Here is a 16302-nt window from a genome sequence, read left to right as displayed (position 1 = left end):
CGGTCGGTCGGATCCGGCAGACGGTCTATCGCGGTATCAAGCGCGTCGACCAGCACTTCAAGCTGACGATGGTTGCGAGCAATCTGACCCGCATGGCCCGAATGCCAGGGGTGGTGCCGCAAGGAGCGGCGCGATGAGCCGTCACGGCGTGAAGACTGCGCGCCAGCAGGGCTGCATGCGTGCGCATGCCCCACGCGGATCGCGCGGCAAACCGGTAATTCAGCGGGAAATTGCACGCGCAAGTCTCCTGAACGTAGCTTCGGTCGTCATGACGGGGCGCTTTTCAACAGCCTGCTAGAGGGTGTTAGGCACTTTTGTTAAGGGATGCAAAGTGGACAAGCATAAGCACGGAGAATACGACGAAGTGCAATCCAGCCAGGGTTTCGGGCAACCGCTCGTAGTCTCTGGCCAGTCTGCGGAAGCGGTTGAGCCAGCCGAAGCTGCGCTCGACCACGCAGCGGCGCGGCAACAGCACGAAGCCCTTTTTCGCCTCCGGCAGCTTGATCACCTGCAGTTTAATACCCTCATCGAGTGCCGCCTGCGCAGGCTCTTCGCCGGTATATCCCTGCTCCGCAAACGCCCCCTTGACCGTGCGGCCCGTGGCCTGCTGAACCTGACGCGCCAGTTCACCGACCTGCGCGCGCTCCTGCTCATTGGCCGGTGTCACATGCACCGCAAGCAACTGCCCCAAGGTATCAACCGCCATGTGGACCTTGCTGCCGCGCTTGCGTTTGTAGCCGTCGTAACCGGCTCGAGACCCACTCTCGCAGGTCGACTGCAGCGTACGCCCGTCGAGAATGACGGCGCCGGGTCGACCACGGCGTTCCTGCGCGACCCGGATGATCGAACGCAGGTCGCTCACCATGGCCTCGAAACAGCCTGCCTGAATCCAGCGTTGCGTTTGCTGGTAGACCATCTCCCACGGCGGAAAGTCGTTGGGCAACAACCGCCACGGTGCACCCGCGCGCACGATCCAGCGCAGCGCGTTGAACATCTCGCGCAGTTCGTAGCGGCGCTGCGGTGCGTCTTTGCTCATCAAGGTCAGGTATGGAGCGGCGAAGTACCACTCTTCATCCGATACATCCGTTGGGTAAGGCCTGCGTTTTTTCATTCCGCCAGGTTACCAGGTCTGGCCGAAAGTGCCTAACACCTTCTAGCTAAGAGAAAGGAGCAAACAACATGAACGGTAAAGTGATTCGCCGCATTTGCAATCTTGTGCCCTCTAAAGGCACAGAACGCGACTGGCGATTTGAGCATGCGATCGAAGCTGAAGCAGTAGGAGCAGTAGCAGCATTACCGTCCAGTTACGATCTCCGCGCCCCTTGGTGGGCGATCGGTGATCAGCAGGCGACGGGCTCCTGCGTTGGATGGGGGTCGACGGACGGCGTGATGCGCTATCACCTGGTCAAGGCTGGCAAGTTGGGGCAGAACGAATTGCTGTCACCACGCTATACATGGATGGCATCGAAGGAGTCCGATGAATTTGTCGCGCGACCAGAATCCTTCATAGAGGAAGCGGGAACGAGTCTGAAAGCAGCGATGGAGATTTGCCGCAATTATGGTGTGGTAACCAATGAGCTATTGCCTTTTCACATCAACACCTTGATGTATACGGATGGTGAGGAAAAATTTTACGCCACTGCCGCGACACGACGCTTATCCGCGTACTTTAATTTGGGAAAAGATCTGAATCGTTGGCGGGTATGGCTTGCGTCGCACGGTCCGATCCTGGTCGGCGTTAACGTCGATGCCACGTGGGACAATGCAACCACGACGAACGGGAACCTCGACGCGTTCCAGCCCAGTACGGTCGGCGGCGGACATGCGGCGTGCGTTGTGGGTTATACGCAGGACCACCGTTTCATTATTCGGAACAGCTGGGGCGACTCCTGGGGGGACAAAGGTTTTGCTTACGCGAGCGAGGCATATATCAATGCAGGGTTCTTTAACGAGAGTTATGGCATCACGGTATGAGTCCATGTATTGGTGGCTGGCTCCGATTACGCATTCCGCCGCGCGCGGCGACATTGAGATGGCGCCTTGCCATCTTGGGTTTGGTCTTGCTTGCTTGTACTCCTATTGAAGGTGCGAAAGCTTTGAGACATAACGATAGCCGGACGATAACGGAAGCCGACAACGGCACGACCGTGGAGCTAGGTGCGGGCGAGACGTTCGTGCTGTATCTGTCTGAAAATGCGACGACCGGCTATCGCTGGGCGATCGATGGATTGGACACCGGCCTCGTGGAACTGCAGGAGAGCGACTATATCGGCGGTTCGGAAGCGGTTGGAAGCGGCGGCAAAGCACACTGGACTTTCCATGTTATGGCACCAGGTACGACTTATCTCAAGCTTAAATTGTGGCGCCCTGGGAGGGCGACCGCGCCATTCTGAAGCGTTTCGCGGTCACGCTGAAGATACTGCCGCCATCAGTAGTGTCCGGTTAAATTTCGAATAGATTCAGCTGGTTAGCGGATTGCGTCATTTCTGGCGCCTGTAGATCAGGCCTCAAGGCGCATGAAATCTCGGTTTTCTCGAACACGGAGACCGAAAGAATCTGTAGCAATGTGTAGAGCGAGGCATCGAGTTGAAGCGCTCCTTTTTGACAATTGCGATCAGTACGTAGGTGGAGACCGCACACCAGATTTGCGTCTTCACGGCGTTCTCGCTTGTGCCAAGGAATCGCTTGATGCGCAGGTGCTGTTTGATCCACTTGAAGAACAGTTCGACCTGCCAACGGTTCTTGTACAGCGCGGCGATGGTCAAGGGCGGCATCGTCGTGTTGTTGGTCAGGAAGATCAGGTTCTTGCCATTCCGGATCCTTGAAACGGATGCGCCGCAAACGTTCGGGGTAGTCCTGCGAAGCGCGGAAACCGTTCAGAGCAATACTCTGATCGCAGATCACACCCGTGCTCCGGTCGGTGGCGGTCGAGTAGACGCGGCGCGCGTTCATGTTGCTCTTGGCGCGCGTAACAAAGAAAGCACCCGCCTGATGCAGCTTGAAAAGTCGTGCGAAGTCGAGATAGCCGCGATCCATGACGTAAAACGCACCGGCTTCTATGGGCAGGAAATCAAGCACGCCCACCTCGTGCATCTTGCCGTCGCTGATGTGGATGAACGCGGGAATTGCGCCACGCAAATCCAGCAGCGTATGCATCTTCACTGCAGCCTTGGTCGTGCGAAACGGCGCCCACTGGAACAAGGACAGGCACAGGTCGATCGTCGTGGCATCGAGCGCATAGACCGTCGCATCGAGGTCGATGTCCAGCGACTCGGTCGCGTAGAGCGCACGGGCACGGGTGATAAGCCGCATTGCCAGCGCATGATAGATACGCCAGTCTCGCAGGTTCAACGCGTCCGACAAGGTGGAGCGTGCCGGCACGTTCTTCAAACCCATATGAAACAGCTTGCTCTGATTCGCAGCGAGGCAGGCCTCGATGTCGCGCAGCGATTCGCGCCAGGTCAGCTGCGCGAAGGCCATGATGCGAAACAGATCCGCGCAACCCAGCGTGCGCACACCCGCGTCGCCGCGATGTCGATCGATGATGCGGCCAAACGTCTTCCAAGGCACAAACTCCATAACTTGCGCAAACAGCGTCTTGCCCACGTTCATGCGCTACCCCGGGTCGTCGAAACCCGAAAGGATCGCAAATGCTGCTTTCGAAATTCAAATCGTGGATACCCTCGAAATCTTCAAACCCCGCGTCAGCAGGCGCCCTCCAGCCTGTCGACCTCAAATAAACCGGACACTACTGTTAACAACTAATGAGATGGTCCGCCCCGCCTCACCAGGCAGGTTACCCTAGGAGCGCTCACTCGTAACGGGAGACCATCATGGATCATGCGACGCTCGTTGGAATCGATCTAGGCAAGCATAGCTTTCACGTCCACGGTCAAGATAGCAAGGGCAAGGCGGTATTTCGGAGAAAGCTCGGGCGCAAACAACTGATCGAGTTCTTCGCAACGTGCGCGACCTGCACCATCGTCATGGAAGCGTGTGCCGGCGCTCACTTTATGGCACGCAAGCTGGCCACGTTCGGCCATGAAGTCAAGCTGATTTCTCCGCAATTCGTGCGACCGTTCGTGAAGTCAAACAAGAACGACTTCGTCGATGCCGAAGCGATCTGCGAAGCTGCATCGCGTCCCGCCATGCGGTTTGTTACGCCAAAGACCGAGTCGCAGCAAACCCTCTCGGTGCTACACCGCGTTCGTGAATCGATGGTGAGGGATCGAACGAGAACGATCAACCAGATGCATGGCTTCCTGCTCGAGTTCGGCGTCAGCCTGCCGGTCGGCAAGACCGGCGTTGTGCGACTGCCGGAACTCCTCAGCTTCCATTCCCTGCCGCCCCGGCTTGTCGCGATCCTTCAGCGGCTACACGAGCACTTCAAGTACCTGCAGCAGCAGATCAGCGAGATCGATCGAGATCTGGCACGACAGCTCGCCGATGACGACGTCGGACAACGACTCATGAGCATTCCCGGTATCGGGCCGATCACTGCAAGCGTGCTTGCCTCAGAAATGGGCGATGGCAAGCAGTTCAGATGCAGTCGTGATTTCGCCGCGTCGCTTGGACTTGTTCCCCGCCAGTACAGTACGGGCGGCAGATCCAACCTTCTCGGAATCAGCCGACGCGGCGACAAGCACATCCGAAGCCTTCTCGTCCAGTGCGCCCGAGCCTACATGCGATGTCTGGAAAAGCGAAACGGCCACCTCGCGGACTGGACCCGTACGCTTCTGACGCGATGCCACTCGAACGTGGTGGCGTGCGCGCTGGCCAACAAGCTGGCTCGCACCGCCTGGGCGATCGTTGCCCGTCATACCACCTTTGATCCGGGACCTGCGACAGCGAAAGCTTGAACTTGCATAGACTTACCCATCAACCTCTCTGCTTTTGCGACGACTGGAACCTGATGACGTGAACGGCACACCGGCCTGCGGAACACCCCGGCAACTAAAGAGGCTCCTGAAGCCGCTCAACTTTATGGGGATCGTGGGCGCGAACTTCATCGTGGCGCGGGGAGCAGTCCCCACAACGACGCCGGATAGATTTGAGCAAGCCAACATGACATCAAGCGCCAGGGGTTGCAAATCTGGGGCGGACCATAGATTTAGTTGTGCAAGCGTTACTTTGCTGATTTCCCGGGCACGGTAGCCGGCTGTGGGGGGCCGGCGACGCCCCGAAAGGGCGAAACCGGTGCGATGCGAGCCCGGTGTCGCATCTTCCAGGAGAGCGGCGTCGGCTGTCTGTCTCGCCGCAGTCATCCATCGAACCCGGGCGCAAGCGCGCAAGCGGTTGGCCACAATGTGGTCACGCACGGGCGCCGATCGCGAAAACCTCTCCGTTTCGTTCCGGTCCGCGCCGGTTGCCCGGACGCCCGCGGATCGGGTAGGGTGACGGCTTCACTTCCCCACCTCTTCAGGAAATACAATGAACAAGCAGGAACTGATCGATGCTGTCGCCGCGAAGACGGGCACCACCAAGGCGGAGACCGCCGAAACGCTCGATGCGCTGCTCGGCACCCTCACCAGCGCGCTCACGCAGGGCGACACCGTGCAGCTGATCGGGTTTGGGTCGTTTTCCACGCGGGCCCGTACGGCGCGGGTGGGCCGGAACCCCGCAACAGGCGCCGAGATCCAGATCGCGGCAGCGAAAACCGTGAAATTCACGGCGGGCAAGGCATTCAAGGATGCAGTGAACCGGGCTTGATATCGTCGCTTGGTCTCTGATGGGAGCTCTTGCCAGGCTTTACGACGAGGTACTGAGAAACCAAGTGGGTACATGTTGTATTTGATCGAGGCTCTGAACAAAGCAGGCCTTTCTGAGCCCAAAGAACAAAAAACCCATTAAGGTCTCCGCGAGGGATGTTTGCCTGTCCCCTCAGGCACAAGGAGGGAGGCTCGAAAGCATGTGCTAGACCGCTAGAATGGCACCTAGCGACGCGGGGGATCTTCATGGGTGATGCAAGGCGAGAAAGGCGAGCAGTTTTGCGCAGGCCGTGTCCGTGTGGTGGGCCGAAGTCTGGACGAGACTGCTGCTTCAATGGTGAAGATTGGCACCGATGCCCGTGCGCAGTCGGGCTACGTCTGTTGCCCGCTGGGTCAGCCTTTGACCGATGTTATATGAAAGGGCTGAACTCTTGTGTTGGCCCAATATCAGGCGAACATCTTATATCAGAGAGCGTCATTGAGATTTTGAAGGGCGACGGCGGGTTTTCCATCTCGGGCGTGCCTTGGTTGGCAATCGGTCAGGAGAAGATATTACCCGTGCGCGCTTTGCGAGCAAATTGCCTTTGCTCGAAGCACAATAGTGCGTTAAGCCCGCTCGACGACGCAGCGCGATACTTTTTCTTTCTCTAAAAAACTTCCTTGAGTCGGATTCAGGCGTCGGTCATGCTTTGGTTTCAGGACACGACATCGAGCGCTGGCTGTTAAAGACGGCGAAAGCTATGGCTGTGTCTGGGAATCTCGCAAAGGATAATCACAAATTATCCGGAGCCTTTGCCCACGATCAAGCATCTGATAGGGATGCTTGATGATTCTGGCGAATGGCCGGATGGCGCCGGCCTTTATTGCGTTATGAATGCGGGCGATCACATGGTGAATCATTCACGCTTTCAGCTCTCGCCCCTAGTGAATGACAATGAGGAAATTGTGGGTCTTCAGCTCAGCATCCTGGGACTCATCTTCATCCTGCTGCTTGACCAGCGTAACCATGAGCGATACGAGTTTCTAGCCGGAGCGAAGTATCGCCCAGGGCGGATCAGCATAGTTCACCCGCAAGCAGTTCACTGGCTAACGATGAGCTGGGAGGATGATCAAGCGCATGACTCCTTGACCCTTCAGTTCGTCAAATCCTTGCCGCCGATAGTTGGATAAAATTTGTCATGAATATGAATGCAGGCAACTGAAAGCAAATGAAGAAACTATTCTCCGAGCGTCATGGGCTCGCGCGACCGCGCACTGCGGAAACCTTGGACACTGGGACGATCGAGGCCCTGATCATGCTCATTCGTAGCAGAGTCGACGAAGAATGGTTCGGATTGTCTTTTCCTTCTAACTGCCCTGACGGGCGCGGCAACGCCGGCACCGACCTCGATAAGTTGCAGGCGATGATGAAGGGCTACCACCTAATATCGCCGCTTGATCGATTCGATCCAGACCAACCGCCTTCCGACAGTCAGGTGTTCGATCTCCTGGAATTCTCCTATGAGTGCGTGGCCGCACCTGAGGCCGGCGATTTCCACAGCTACTTTGCACACTCCCATTACAGCTACAACCAGGATGCCGGCCGCGAGAAGTTTGCTCACGACGTCAACCGTATCTTTGAACGGAACGGTCTCGCATTTGAGCTGCAGCACGGGGAAGTCGTCCGCTTGGCGCCAGCGGTCCTGCATGAAGCGCTAGCCCGGGCCACATTCAGAACGGGCGACCAGGCGTTGGACGGGCTGCTTGAGCTGGCGCGCGAAAAATTTCTCAACCGTTCGCCACAGGTACGGCAAGAATCGCTGGAAAAGTTGTGGGACGCTTGGGAGCGTCTGAAAACTCTGGAGCCCGGCAAGGATAAAAAGCAGACCACAAAAATCCTGTTGGACAAGGCCGCCAGCGAAGAAAACTTCCGCGCCCGGCTGGAGAAAGAGGCCAGCGAGCTCACGGAGATCGGTAACAAATTTATGATCCGGCATACTGAGACCGACAAGGTGCCGATCGGCAATACGGCCCAAGTCGATTACCTTTTCCATCGCATGTTCGCTCTGATCCGCCTTCTCCTAAAGCAAAGCGGTCGAGGCGGGTAAGGCATGACCATAAAGCTGCCCCTAAGATTTCCGCGCAGTCCGCACCATCCTTGAGCCACAGGATTTCGCCTCGTACGACGGGGAAGATGATCCTCCGCCGACGGACCTAATACAGCGCTCGCCGTGCTCGAGCGCGCCGGATGCGACCGTTTCCATCTAGTCGGCCATTCAATGGGCGGCCTGACTGCCTGATGCTTGCGCACCAGCATCAGGAGAGCGCGATCAGCACGTTCGGCGAAATCGACAGGAAAACGGCCAATCTGACAACGATCGCTGACAATGTAGAAGTGGCACTTTCGATGGCCGACAGCACGGCCGCGGCACCGCTGGAAGCCATCCTTGGAGGCGCTGCCGCTCGGCTCGTCGTAGCGATCGGCGATTCGAGCCTGCCGTCACAAAAGCCATAGCCGAGACTGACTCGAAATAACGTGTTGTCCGCCAGCGGCGACCACTCAGGGATTGCGCGGGAGTGCTCGGACGAACTCAAAATCGGCAGCGCCGCCCCGCATCAGGTTCCGTGGACGACGTCGTATCGTCTCGTGCGTCGAATCGAGGCCGGTCGACCCTTCCACAGGGAAGGGGGCCGGGCGTGCAACGGGAAGACGCCAACGGAATATTTCTGGGGTGCGAGGTGCGCCCGCATTAGGAAGGGCATCGAATGCCCTGCGTCTTGCCGCCGTTTCAAGAGGTCCATTACAAGATGTTCACTTTCGTCCGAGCAACGAGCTCCAAAGATGATCGTGGCCAGCGCAGCTTGGGCGAACGGAAGCTTTTGGCGGGCGCTGTGCGCTTGCAATATTCGGCACTCCTGCTCGTATTCCCATTCTTTGCTTTTGGAAAGTAAGGACTGGATCGCGTTCGATCGATCGAAGTCCGTCCATTCAATCGTCGGATATGAGTCGCTGTAACAAACCGGTAAGGCATGAACAAACACGTCGGGATCGGCGGGAACGTAGAAACCCAAGCAGACGCCGGTGTGGCTTTCGGCGTAATGAGCCCACATCAGCAGACTGCGCGGAGTTTCGGCCATTGAGTAGATGCCGTACTCGTTGGCATTTTTGTCGTAGGCGCGTTGAGTCCGTAGTTGCGCTCGCTCGCGGTCGAGCATATCTCGATGCAAATCGCGGCGATGCTTCACGCCGAGACTCATGTTAGCGCCTCCCGCTCGAGCGTTTCGTTTCATTGACTTTAGCCGAGCGGCTCTCTCTCAAATTGCCATTGACCGTAACGATGCATTGAGCGTCAAACGGATCGTTGAACTGCTCGCGCGACGACAAATAGAAAGTCGACTCCAGCAATAGCGGCTCGAGATGCTGAACCGTTGTCCGACGGTATTTGTACAAGAACCGAGGATAGCTGCTGTCCCGGTTCATCCTCTGACGTTCATGTGGACACAACTCAGCCAAAAGGTCACTTTTTCGCATTTTATGGCAGTGTTCAAGTCGAATCGATATGGGTTTGGGCTCAGGTGACGGGCCTCCATTGGCCGTCAGTTAGTGACGCTAGCGACGAGCAAATGCGCGAGGTCCTTGAGTCGCTACTGGCCGACGATGAAGACATCACGGCGCGCGCCGTTGCACGGTTGCATCCGACCATCAAGGCTGCATCGTCGATCATCCGCAGCGAGTCGCGCGGCTCGGTCCGCAACTGCCCTAACAAGCGCAGCAGATCACGCTCACGCCCATACCGTGTTCTGGCCGCGACCTGCAGTCGATCGATTGACGGCGCCGGTAGGCGCCGCCCCGGTCGCGGACGCCGCCTAGCTCGGCGCGCCCGCGTCTGGCGCCTCCTCGGCGCCCGCGTCGGCGGGCGTGCCGTCTGCCCGGTCGATCACAAACTGCGCCGCAAAGGCGTCGAGCAGCGCGTCGGAGTCGTCCACGAACTGGCCGAATATGAGCGTTGCCGCGCGCGCGAGCAGATCCTGCCTGAGTAATGCCAGCTTCTCGGGCGTGCGCAGGATGTCCAGGACAGCCTCGCGTGTGTCCGCGTACGCTACCTGCCGTGCATCGCGACCGAGCAGACCAGCAGCCGCGATTTCGACGTTGTATTCGGCCGCTTCCAGAAGATCGAACCCGTCTTCGTAGAGGCGTCCTCCGTTTCCAGCGTTCCCGTACTGACGAAGCACGAAAAGCAGGTCGGACGCGTCGGTGCTTTTCTTCGCGCGCCGGTCCTGCCAGGCCATGAGTTTGAGCAGCACGAAGGCTGGGACCGTGACGACCGGCACTACGACGCCATCACCGATATCGACCTCCTGCGCGGTATCGACCGCTTCCTGGAAGCCGAGGACGTTCATGATGATGTCGCCCTTGGGTGGCCACGCGATTTCACCGGGCGGCGCTTCGAGCGGCCCGAACGGCACGAGATCGAGCTGCACGCCGAACTTTTCGCCCTCTCGCCTGAAAATCAGTTTCTGCTGCGCCTTCGTGTCGCGCGTGAATTCGCCGGTCGCCAGTAGCTCGCCGATCAGCCGCTCGTGAAACTCCCAACTGACCGCGCAGACCGCCACGTCCACGTCGCGCGTGGCCGTCGGCGCCTTCACGCCGTGAAGGTGAAGAAACTGGATGTCGCGCGCCGTGGCGCCCGCCAGCACAAAACGCGTGCCCAAGCGCTCGCATGCGGCCTTGACCGCAGCGAGCAAAGGGATGGAAAGAGGATCGACAGGCCTGTCGGCAGGGATCTTAGCGATCGAGGAAGTTGTCATACAGGATGTCGGCTACGGAATGGTTCCGGCTGTCGCCCGAGGCGATCATGTCGGCGTACACGAGGAGAATGGGCACGATGCCTGCCGGGGCGTCCCAGCTCGCTTCGGCATGTTCTGGCCAGAATGACTCGACGATTTCAATATCGCCGTTTTCATCCGGACGAAGGCGGCCTGCCTTCATCAGTGCATTTGTGGCGCCGCCATGCGCGTAGAGCGTTACCGACACGGGCTTGTTCTCGTGGGTGAGCGCCTCGGCTGCACACTCGCCACCGAGGAGGGCATTGAAGTCCTTCAGCGGCGCGGTCTTCCACCAGCTGATATCCATGGCGCTTGCGTAGCGTCGGGCGCCCAGCTTCGGGCGCAGTCCTGTTGGGTACAGGGTTGCCCAATCCCTGATGAATTTGCGCCGATCAGCGATCACGCGTGCGCCGTTCTTCTTCACGAGAAGCTTGCGCGCCATGAGATCGTCTACCGCGAGGTTGACCGTGTTCAGCGCAACGCCAGACATGTCAGCAATCGCACGGTAGGGCTGGTCAACAAGGCCCGGCTGGGTCGCGAGCGCGAACGATACTCGCAGCCCCTTGTTGGTCGTCGAGCGCGAGGTCGTGTCCGAGTGCCTGAGCGCCGGCTTGTCACGGCCCGTGATCATGACCGTTGCCTCGGGCTCGTCAAGGTAGACGTTACCCGCGGTGTCCAGAAACGGTATGCGCGCGGCAATGAGGTTCTCCGCCAGCTTCGCGCTGACGTAGTACGTGACCAGCATCAGTGGGCGGTCGGTACCTTGCCAGCGTCCGCCTTGGTGTCGGTTTTGGACCGCAGCGGCTGTGTGAGAACCGGCATTTGGAACCACCACCACGGGCATATCGAACTGCTTGCCAGAAGTGGAGAAATGGATCGTCGGGGCCAGTCGGTTGGTTAGCTGCGGGCGGGCCTCAGCCCGAAAGCGTTGCGTGGCGTCGCTAAAGGCGGCGCATGCCTCGGCAAGCACCGTCTGCTCCGAAGCGGATAGCCAGGTCGCTGCCATCAGAATGTCCTCGTTGTACGTTACTACTTGAGTGTATGCTAAAAACGTACGAAGTTCAAACAACGTACACGGATCGGCAAAGCACCGTCTATACTGACTTTTAACGGGGTCAAAGCAATCCATTGTACGTTTCCGTCGTGCTGTACGTTGAGAGCGAACTGTCTTGAAGAAACGTACAAAAAGGAGGTGACCGTGAGGCGCCAGTGCTGGCGCCTTGTGGGAACAGGTGTCAGGCGCCGGCCAAGAGGGCGCCGAAAAGCAAGCCGACGGCCCATTCGGCCAGAGCGAGGACAGGCAAGACGCGATCTTCGCGGTTGTGCTTCCAATACGCGAGCGCGGCCGCTGGCAAGACCACGCTAGACGCTTTCCGTGGTCGTCCGCAGCCTCGATTTGACATAATTGTTTTAGTAATGTCCGCTTCTGCCAAGTTCAAATGTCCGCTTTTGCGCCGCGTAAGCTGTCCTGCCGCCGGTTGTCCGGCACGGGGAGCTTCGATGGCAGTAATAGAACGGATAACGATGACGATGCGAGAGCTGGACAGATTCAAGGTCATTCAGGATGTGACGGACGGCAAACTCAAGCCGTCGCGGGCGGCCGAGCGACTCGGGCTGACGACACGACAGATCCGCAGACTGGTCGGCAGACTGCGTGACCACGGAGCGCCGGGGCTTGTGTCGCGTCGTCGCTCGAAGCCCAGCAACAACCGCCTGGACGCTGTGACAGCCGATCGGGCCATCTCGATCATCCGGGATCGCTACGCGGATTTCGGGCCGACGCTGGCCTGCGAGAAGCTGCGTGAATGCCACGGCATCCGCCTGGCGAAGGAAACGGTCCGGCAATTGATGATGGATGCCCAGCTGTGGGTGCCGCGCCGTTAACGTCCGCCGAAGATCTATCAGCCACGTGCTCGTCGCGCCTGTCTGGGCGAACTGATCCAGATCGATGGTTGCGATCATCGGTGGTTTGAGGATCGGGCGCCGGCGTGCGCACTGCTGGTGTATGTCGACGATGCGACGAGCCGGCTGATGGCATTGCATTTCACGGCGACCGAATCGACGTTCAGCTACTTTGAAGCGACGCGAGCATACATCGAGCAGCACGGCAAACCAGGCGCACTGTATAGCGACAAGTACAGCGTGTTTCGCAAGACGGGCGCGAACAAGGATGGCAATAGCGTGACCCACTTCGGCCGTGCCATGTACGAACTGAATATCGACACGTTTTGCGCGAACAGCAGTCCGGCCAAAGGCCGCGTCGAGCGCGCCCATCTGACGCTGCAGGATCGTCTCGTGAAGGAACTGCGGCTGCGTGGCATCAGCACGGTCACCCAGGCCAATGCATACGCGCCTGCTTTCATGGCGGCCTATAACGCGCGTTTCGCCAAGCCGCCCAGGAGCAGTTTCGACGCACACTGGCCGCTTCGCGCTGACGAAAGCCTTGATCTGGTACTCACCTGGCGCGAGCCGCGCAAGGTGACAAAGTCGCTGACGGTGCAATACGACAAGGTCATGTACCTGCTGGAGGATACGCCGGAACATCGCAAGCTGATTGATCGATATATCGAAGTCTGGGAGTACCCGGATGCGCGTATCGAACTCCGGGTGGACGGTCGTGTTCTGCCGTGCAGGCAGTACGACCGGCTGACCAAGATCGATCAGGCCGCGGTCGTCGAACACAAGCGACTGGGCCACGTGCTTCAGGTCTCTCAGGCAATTCAGGCACAACGCGATAACCAGCGCATCGGCAAGGCACCCTCCCGAACACATCTTGGCGCGCCAACCAAAGTCCAAAGTCGTTCGGCGGGCAAGAAGAAGCAACGCGAGCTCACGCAGGCTGACGTCGAACAGACGATCGTGGATCTTGCCCGGCAAAGACAGGCACAACCGCAATCTCGAAAACCTGGCCGGCGGTCTGCAAGGGACGGTGGAACAGGCGTAAGCGCCCTGCCAGTTCAAACGCCATCCGTCGACACTGCGTGAATAAAAACCGGGTGAGAGACCGATTCCCACCCCCTAAAAGCGGACATTTGAACGTGGCCAGTAAGCGGACATTTCAGAATGGCTTTGACATTGGACATGGACATGGACATGGACATGACAGTAAGCGCGCGATCTAGCACACTGAGCGCGCGTAGACGCGCGAAGGCGAGCGGGTCTCCGAGAGCAAATCGATCGATCGAGGTTTTGTGAGGTGGCGACCGATCAAGCTCAACGCGCTGCCGTTTCTGTGAGCTTCGCGTATTTGAACGGTAAGAGGTCAGTCACGTCGGCATGCGGTTCGCGCTTCGGTAGTTCGGTGAGCACGTGCACAAGGTAGGCGTAGGGTTCGACGTTGCAAGCCCTGCAGGTCAGCATGAGACTGTAGATCATGGCACTTGCCTTCGCGCCAGCGACGGTGTCACTAAACAGCCATGAATTTCTGCCGGTACAGAATGGACGGATGTCTCGCTCGATGACGTTATTGTCAATGGGGGCCAGGCCGTCGCTCACGTAGCGACACAGATACGTCCACTGGTTGCGCGTGTATGAAATCGCCTTGCCCAGCAGACTTTCTGGCAGCACTTGCGGCGCCTGGTCGTCCAGCCACTTCCTGAACGCTTCGAGTAGTGGCACGCTGTGCTGCTGACGCAGGCGGTATGCGTAGTCAGCGCGCGTCTCGCCTTCGGGCAGATCGGCTTTGGTGAGCGTTTCGACCTGATAGAGCGCCTTGAAGTATTCCAGCGCCTGCGCGGCACGGCCACCCGGTTTCTTCATCCCCTTGAGCGCTTCAACGAAGGCGCGACGGGCGTGAGCCAGGCAGCCGAAGTGGGTGGGGCCTTCGAGCGTGCGCCAGGCGGCATATCCATCCGTCATCAGCAGGCCTTGATAGCCCGCGAGGAACGCCTGCGGATATTCCTGCCCGCGCCCCGGCTGGTAGTCGAACAGCACGACCGGCTGCGTGCTGTCTTCGGCACTGCGGTACGTCCACATGTACGAGGTGCTCTGCGCAGCACGGCCCGGCTCCTTGAGTACCTGCACCGTTGTCTCGTCGCCGTGAATCAACGACTGTGCCAGCAGCGTCCTGCGTAGGGCCTCATAGAGCCGGCTATAGTGCAGCTCGGCGGGCCGGATGATCCAGTTCGCCAGTGTGCCGCGTCCAACTTCAATGTCGGCGCGCCCCAATGCGTTTGCCATCCGGTATAGCGGTGTTCCGTCAACATACTTGCCGGCAGTCACGGTGGCGATCATCGCCGCACTGGCGTTGCTGCCCGGCAATGGCTGCGGCGGCATCGGTGCAGTGATCACCGGCGTGCGTTCAGCGTGGCGCTCGCAATGCCGACATGCGTACTTGAAACGCACGTGCTGCAACACCGACGCCTTCGCCTCGATATGCAACTGCTCGCTGATCTCCTCGCCCATACGATGAAGCTCATGTGCGCAGCACGGACATATCTTCTGCTCATCAGGCAGGTCGTATTCGATGCGCTGACGTGGCAGATGTGCCGGTAGCGGTTTGCGTCCAGGACTGCGCCGTACAGGTTCCGGCGCATCGGGCAAGCCAGAATCGGGCAGTGTGAAGGTGTCGTCAGCGACGTCCTCGTCATGCGCTTCGGTCGCAGCTATCTGCTCAGCCTCGTCGAACACTCGATCGCGTAGCTTCTCACTGCTCGGAGCGAAGCGTTTGCTCTGCGCCAGGCGGAACTGTTCCTCCAGCTGGGCAATGCGTTCGCCAAGCTGACGGTTGCGTGACTCCAGTTCACGGATATAGGCCTGGGCGGCGGGCGGCAACCGGGAGAAGTCATCTTCGTTCATGCTCCCAGGATAGCCGAATGCAATGCGCTCCAGGTTTACGGAGATCTGTAACCGTCCCCGTGCGTGTTGACCTGCATGCCGGTCGTTAGCTGGCGTGGCGGTACCGCCGCGCCGGATGGCGGTGCATTGCATCGATGTCGATGCCCTCGAGCAGCCAGCGTAGCTGCTCGGTCGTCAGCTCGATTACCGCCTGTTGCCGGCGTGGCCAGATGAAGTGATCTTCCTCGAGGCGCCGCAACATCAGCCAGAAACCGTTGCGCTCGTAAAACAGCAGCTTGATCCGGTTGCGTCTGCGGTTGTGGAAGGCGTATACGGCGCGCGCAAACGGGTCCAGTTGCATGGATTGCTCGACCAGCGTCACCAGACTGTTGATGCCGGCGCGGAAGTCGATCGGCTCGCGGTGCAGGAACACCTGCAAATCAGCGTCGAAGCGAAACATCAGCACCGTCCCAACGCCGCGATCATGGCGCTTACGAGGGAGGTGTCGCGGTCCGAGCATTCGAGCTCAAGCTTCACGCCATTGGGTAACTGGGCCGATAGCCATGCCGATGTCGGCGAGCGCGAAGACAGATGCGACGACCGATGTTGTTGCGGCGCGCTTGCAGACGGCATCGAGGCAGGCGCCGGTGCGGGATTGGCGATCGCGACGACCGGCACAAACGCCGACGCTGAAGCGGCCATGTCGTTGTTGCTTAAGGGCATGTCCGCCTGCCGATGCAGCCGAACCCATTTATGCAGCTGGTTGGCGTTCACCCCGGCCTTCAGCGCCAGCCCAGACAAAGATGCACCCGGCTGCAGGCAGGCCTCCACCAGCCGTCGCTTGTCCATGGAATCGAAGCTGCGCTTGCCGCCCACTCCAACGCGGGTCACCCGCAACGGCAAAAATGCAAGGTCATCCTGGGTCATAAATTGCGTCCGCAAGTTGTGGTTGCGGACGCAATCGTGGATCTTGCCAGACGCAAAAGCTAGGTGGGGGAAATCGAGCGCTTAC

General features: G+C 59.1%; 13 protein-coding genes and 4 pseudogenes. 9 read left to right on the top strand and 8 right to left on the bottom strand.

Features of this window, described 5'->3' with window-relative positions; all coding sequences use genetic code 11:
- Nucleotides 1–137: pseudogene (locus tag GCT19_RS38635) on the top strand (IS5/IS1182 family transposase); the annotation flags it as partial.
- Between the two features lie 167 nt (nucleotides 138–304).
- On the opposite strand, the gene GCT19_RS38630 reads toward GCT19_RS38635, so the two are convergent.
- Entirely contained in the window at nucleotides 305–1111 is an 807-nt protein-coding gene (locus GCT19_RS38630; RefSeq protein ID WP_026228778.1) for an IS5 family transposase, read from the bottom strand.
- Between the two features lie 68 nt (nucleotides 1112–1179).
- Between GCT19_RS38630 and GCT19_RS38625 the strand changes: the two genes are divergently transcribed.
- Together GCT19_RS38625 and GCT19_RS38620 are read left to right on the top strand one after the other, a co-directional pair.
- Complete coding sequence (locus tag GCT19_RS38625) at nucleotides 1180–1974, top strand: C1 family peptidase (protein WP_051106751.1); 795 nt, start codon at nucleotides 1180–1182, stop codon at nucleotides 1972–1974.
- A gap of 74 nt (nucleotides 1975–2048) precedes the next feature.
- Nucleotides 2049–2393 (top strand): protease inhibitor I42 family protein, encoded by a 345-nt coding sequence (locus tag GCT19_RS38620; RefSeq protein WP_157646418.1) that lies wholly within the window; start codon nucleotides 2049–2051, stop codon nucleotides 2391–2393.
- A gap of 49 nt (nucleotides 2394–2442) precedes the next feature.
- Here the strand turns inward: GCT19_RS38620 and GCT19_RS38615 are convergent.
- Nucleotides 2443–3612 (bottom strand): annotated as a pseudogene (locus tag GCT19_RS38615) (IS4 family transposase).
- Between the two features lie 221 nt (nucleotides 3613–3833).
- Here GCT19_RS38615 and GCT19_RS38610 point away from each other — a divergent pair.
- The 5 genes and pseudogenes from GCT19_RS38610 to GCT19_RS43065 all read left to right on the top strand — a co-directional run bounded on the left by GCT19_RS38610 (nucleotide 3834) and on the right by GCT19_RS43065 (nucleotide 8202).
- Nucleotides 3834–4859: an IS110 family RNA-guided transposase gene (locus GCT19_RS38610; protein WP_152854846.1), complete on the top strand. Its 1026-nt coding sequence runs from the start codon at nucleotides 3834–3836 to the stop codon at nucleotides 4857–4859.
- A 565-nt stretch (nucleotides 4860–5424) separates the two neighbouring features.
- Nucleotides 5425–5709, top strand: a pseudogene (locus GCT19_RS38600) (HU family DNA-binding protein); the annotation flags it as partial.
- 791 nt (nucleotides 5710–6500) lie between these two features.
- Nucleotides 6501–6878 (top strand): hypothetical protein, encoded by a 378-nt coding sequence (locus GCT19_RS38595; protein ID WP_018435901.1) that lies wholly within the window; start codon nucleotides 6501–6503, stop codon nucleotides 6876–6878.
- 38 nt (nucleotides 6879–6916) lie between these two features.
- Entirely contained in the window at nucleotides 6917–7795 is an 879-nt protein-coding gene (locus tag GCT19_RS38590; protein ID WP_018435902.1) for an AbiJ-NTD4 domain-containing protein, read from the top strand.
- A 191-nt stretch (nucleotides 7796–7986) separates the two neighbouring features.
- Nucleotides 7987–8202: a hypothetical protein gene (locus tag GCT19_RS43065; protein ID WP_018435903.1), complete on the top strand. Its 216-nt coding sequence runs from the start codon at nucleotides 7987–7989 to the stop codon at nucleotides 8200–8202.
- A 101-nt stretch (nucleotides 8203–8303) separates the two neighbouring features.
- Here the strand turns inward: GCT19_RS43065 and GCT19_RS38580 are convergent, their stop codons facing one another.
- The 3 genes from GCT19_RS38580 to GCT19_RS38570 form a co-directional block, all read right to left on the bottom strand.
- On the bottom strand, nucleotides 8304–8945 hold the full coding sequence (locus GCT19_RS38580) for a DUF2971 domain-containing protein (RefSeq protein WP_018435904.1): 642 nt from the start codon (nucleotides 8943–8945) through the stop codon (nucleotides 8304–8306).
- Nucleotides 8946–9554: 609 nt separating this feature from the next.
- Nucleotides 9555–10496, bottom strand: coding sequence for a nucleotidyl transferase AbiEii/AbiGii toxin family protein (locus GCT19_RS38575; RefSeq protein ID WP_176137940.1), 942 nt, complete (start codon nucleotides 10494–10496; stop codon nucleotides 9555–9557).
- Nucleotides 10474–11520 (bottom strand): type IV toxin-antitoxin system AbiEi family antitoxin, encoded by a 1047-nt coding sequence (locus GCT19_RS38570; protein ID WP_035491408.1) that lies wholly within the window; start codon nucleotides 11518–11520, stop codon nucleotides 10474–10476. Before GCT19_RS38570 ends, GCT19_RS38575 begins: the two co-directional genes overlap by 23 nt.
- 494 nt (nucleotides 11521–12014) lie before the next feature.
- On the opposite strand from GCT19_RS38570, the pseudogene GCT19_RS38565 reads away from it, so the two are divergent.
- Nucleotides 12015–13499, top strand: a pseudogene (locus tag GCT19_RS38565) (ISNCY family transposase).
- A gap of 228 nt (nucleotides 13500–13727) precedes the next feature.
- On the opposite strand, the gene tnpC reads toward GCT19_RS38565, so the two are convergent.
- From tnpC to tnpA, 3 genes are all read right to left on the bottom strand, one after another.
- Nucleotides 13728–15311, bottom strand: coding sequence for an IS66 family transposase (gene tnpC, locus GCT19_RS38560; RefSeq protein WP_018438489.1), 1584 nt, complete (start codon nucleotides 15309–15311; stop codon nucleotides 13728–13730).
- Nucleotides 15312–15396: 85 nt separating this feature from the next.
- Nucleotides 15397–15750 (bottom strand): IS66 family insertion sequence element accessory protein TnpB, encoded by a 354-nt coding sequence (gene tnpB, locus GCT19_RS38555; RefSeq protein ID WP_018438488.1) that lies wholly within the window; start codon nucleotides 15748–15750, stop codon nucleotides 15397–15399.
- Nucleotides 15750–16217, bottom strand: coding sequence for an IS66-like element accessory protein TnpA (gene tnpA, locus GCT19_RS38550; RefSeq protein WP_152854843.1), 468 nt, complete (start codon nucleotides 16215–16217; stop codon nucleotides 15750–15752). The genes tnpB and tnpA overlap by 1 nt, the downstream gene beginning before the upstream one ends.
- Nucleotides 16218–16302: the final 85 nt, after the last annotated feature.

This window comes from Paraburkholderia atlantica (assembly GCF_009362785.1).
Taxonomy (GTDB): Bacteria; Pseudomonadota; Gammaproteobacteria; order Burkholderiales; family Burkholderiaceae; genus Paraburkholderia; species Paraburkholderia atlantica.
The sequence above is the reverse complement of the archived record's forward strand: the minus strand, read 5'-3'. Positions and strand labels throughout refer to the sequence as shown.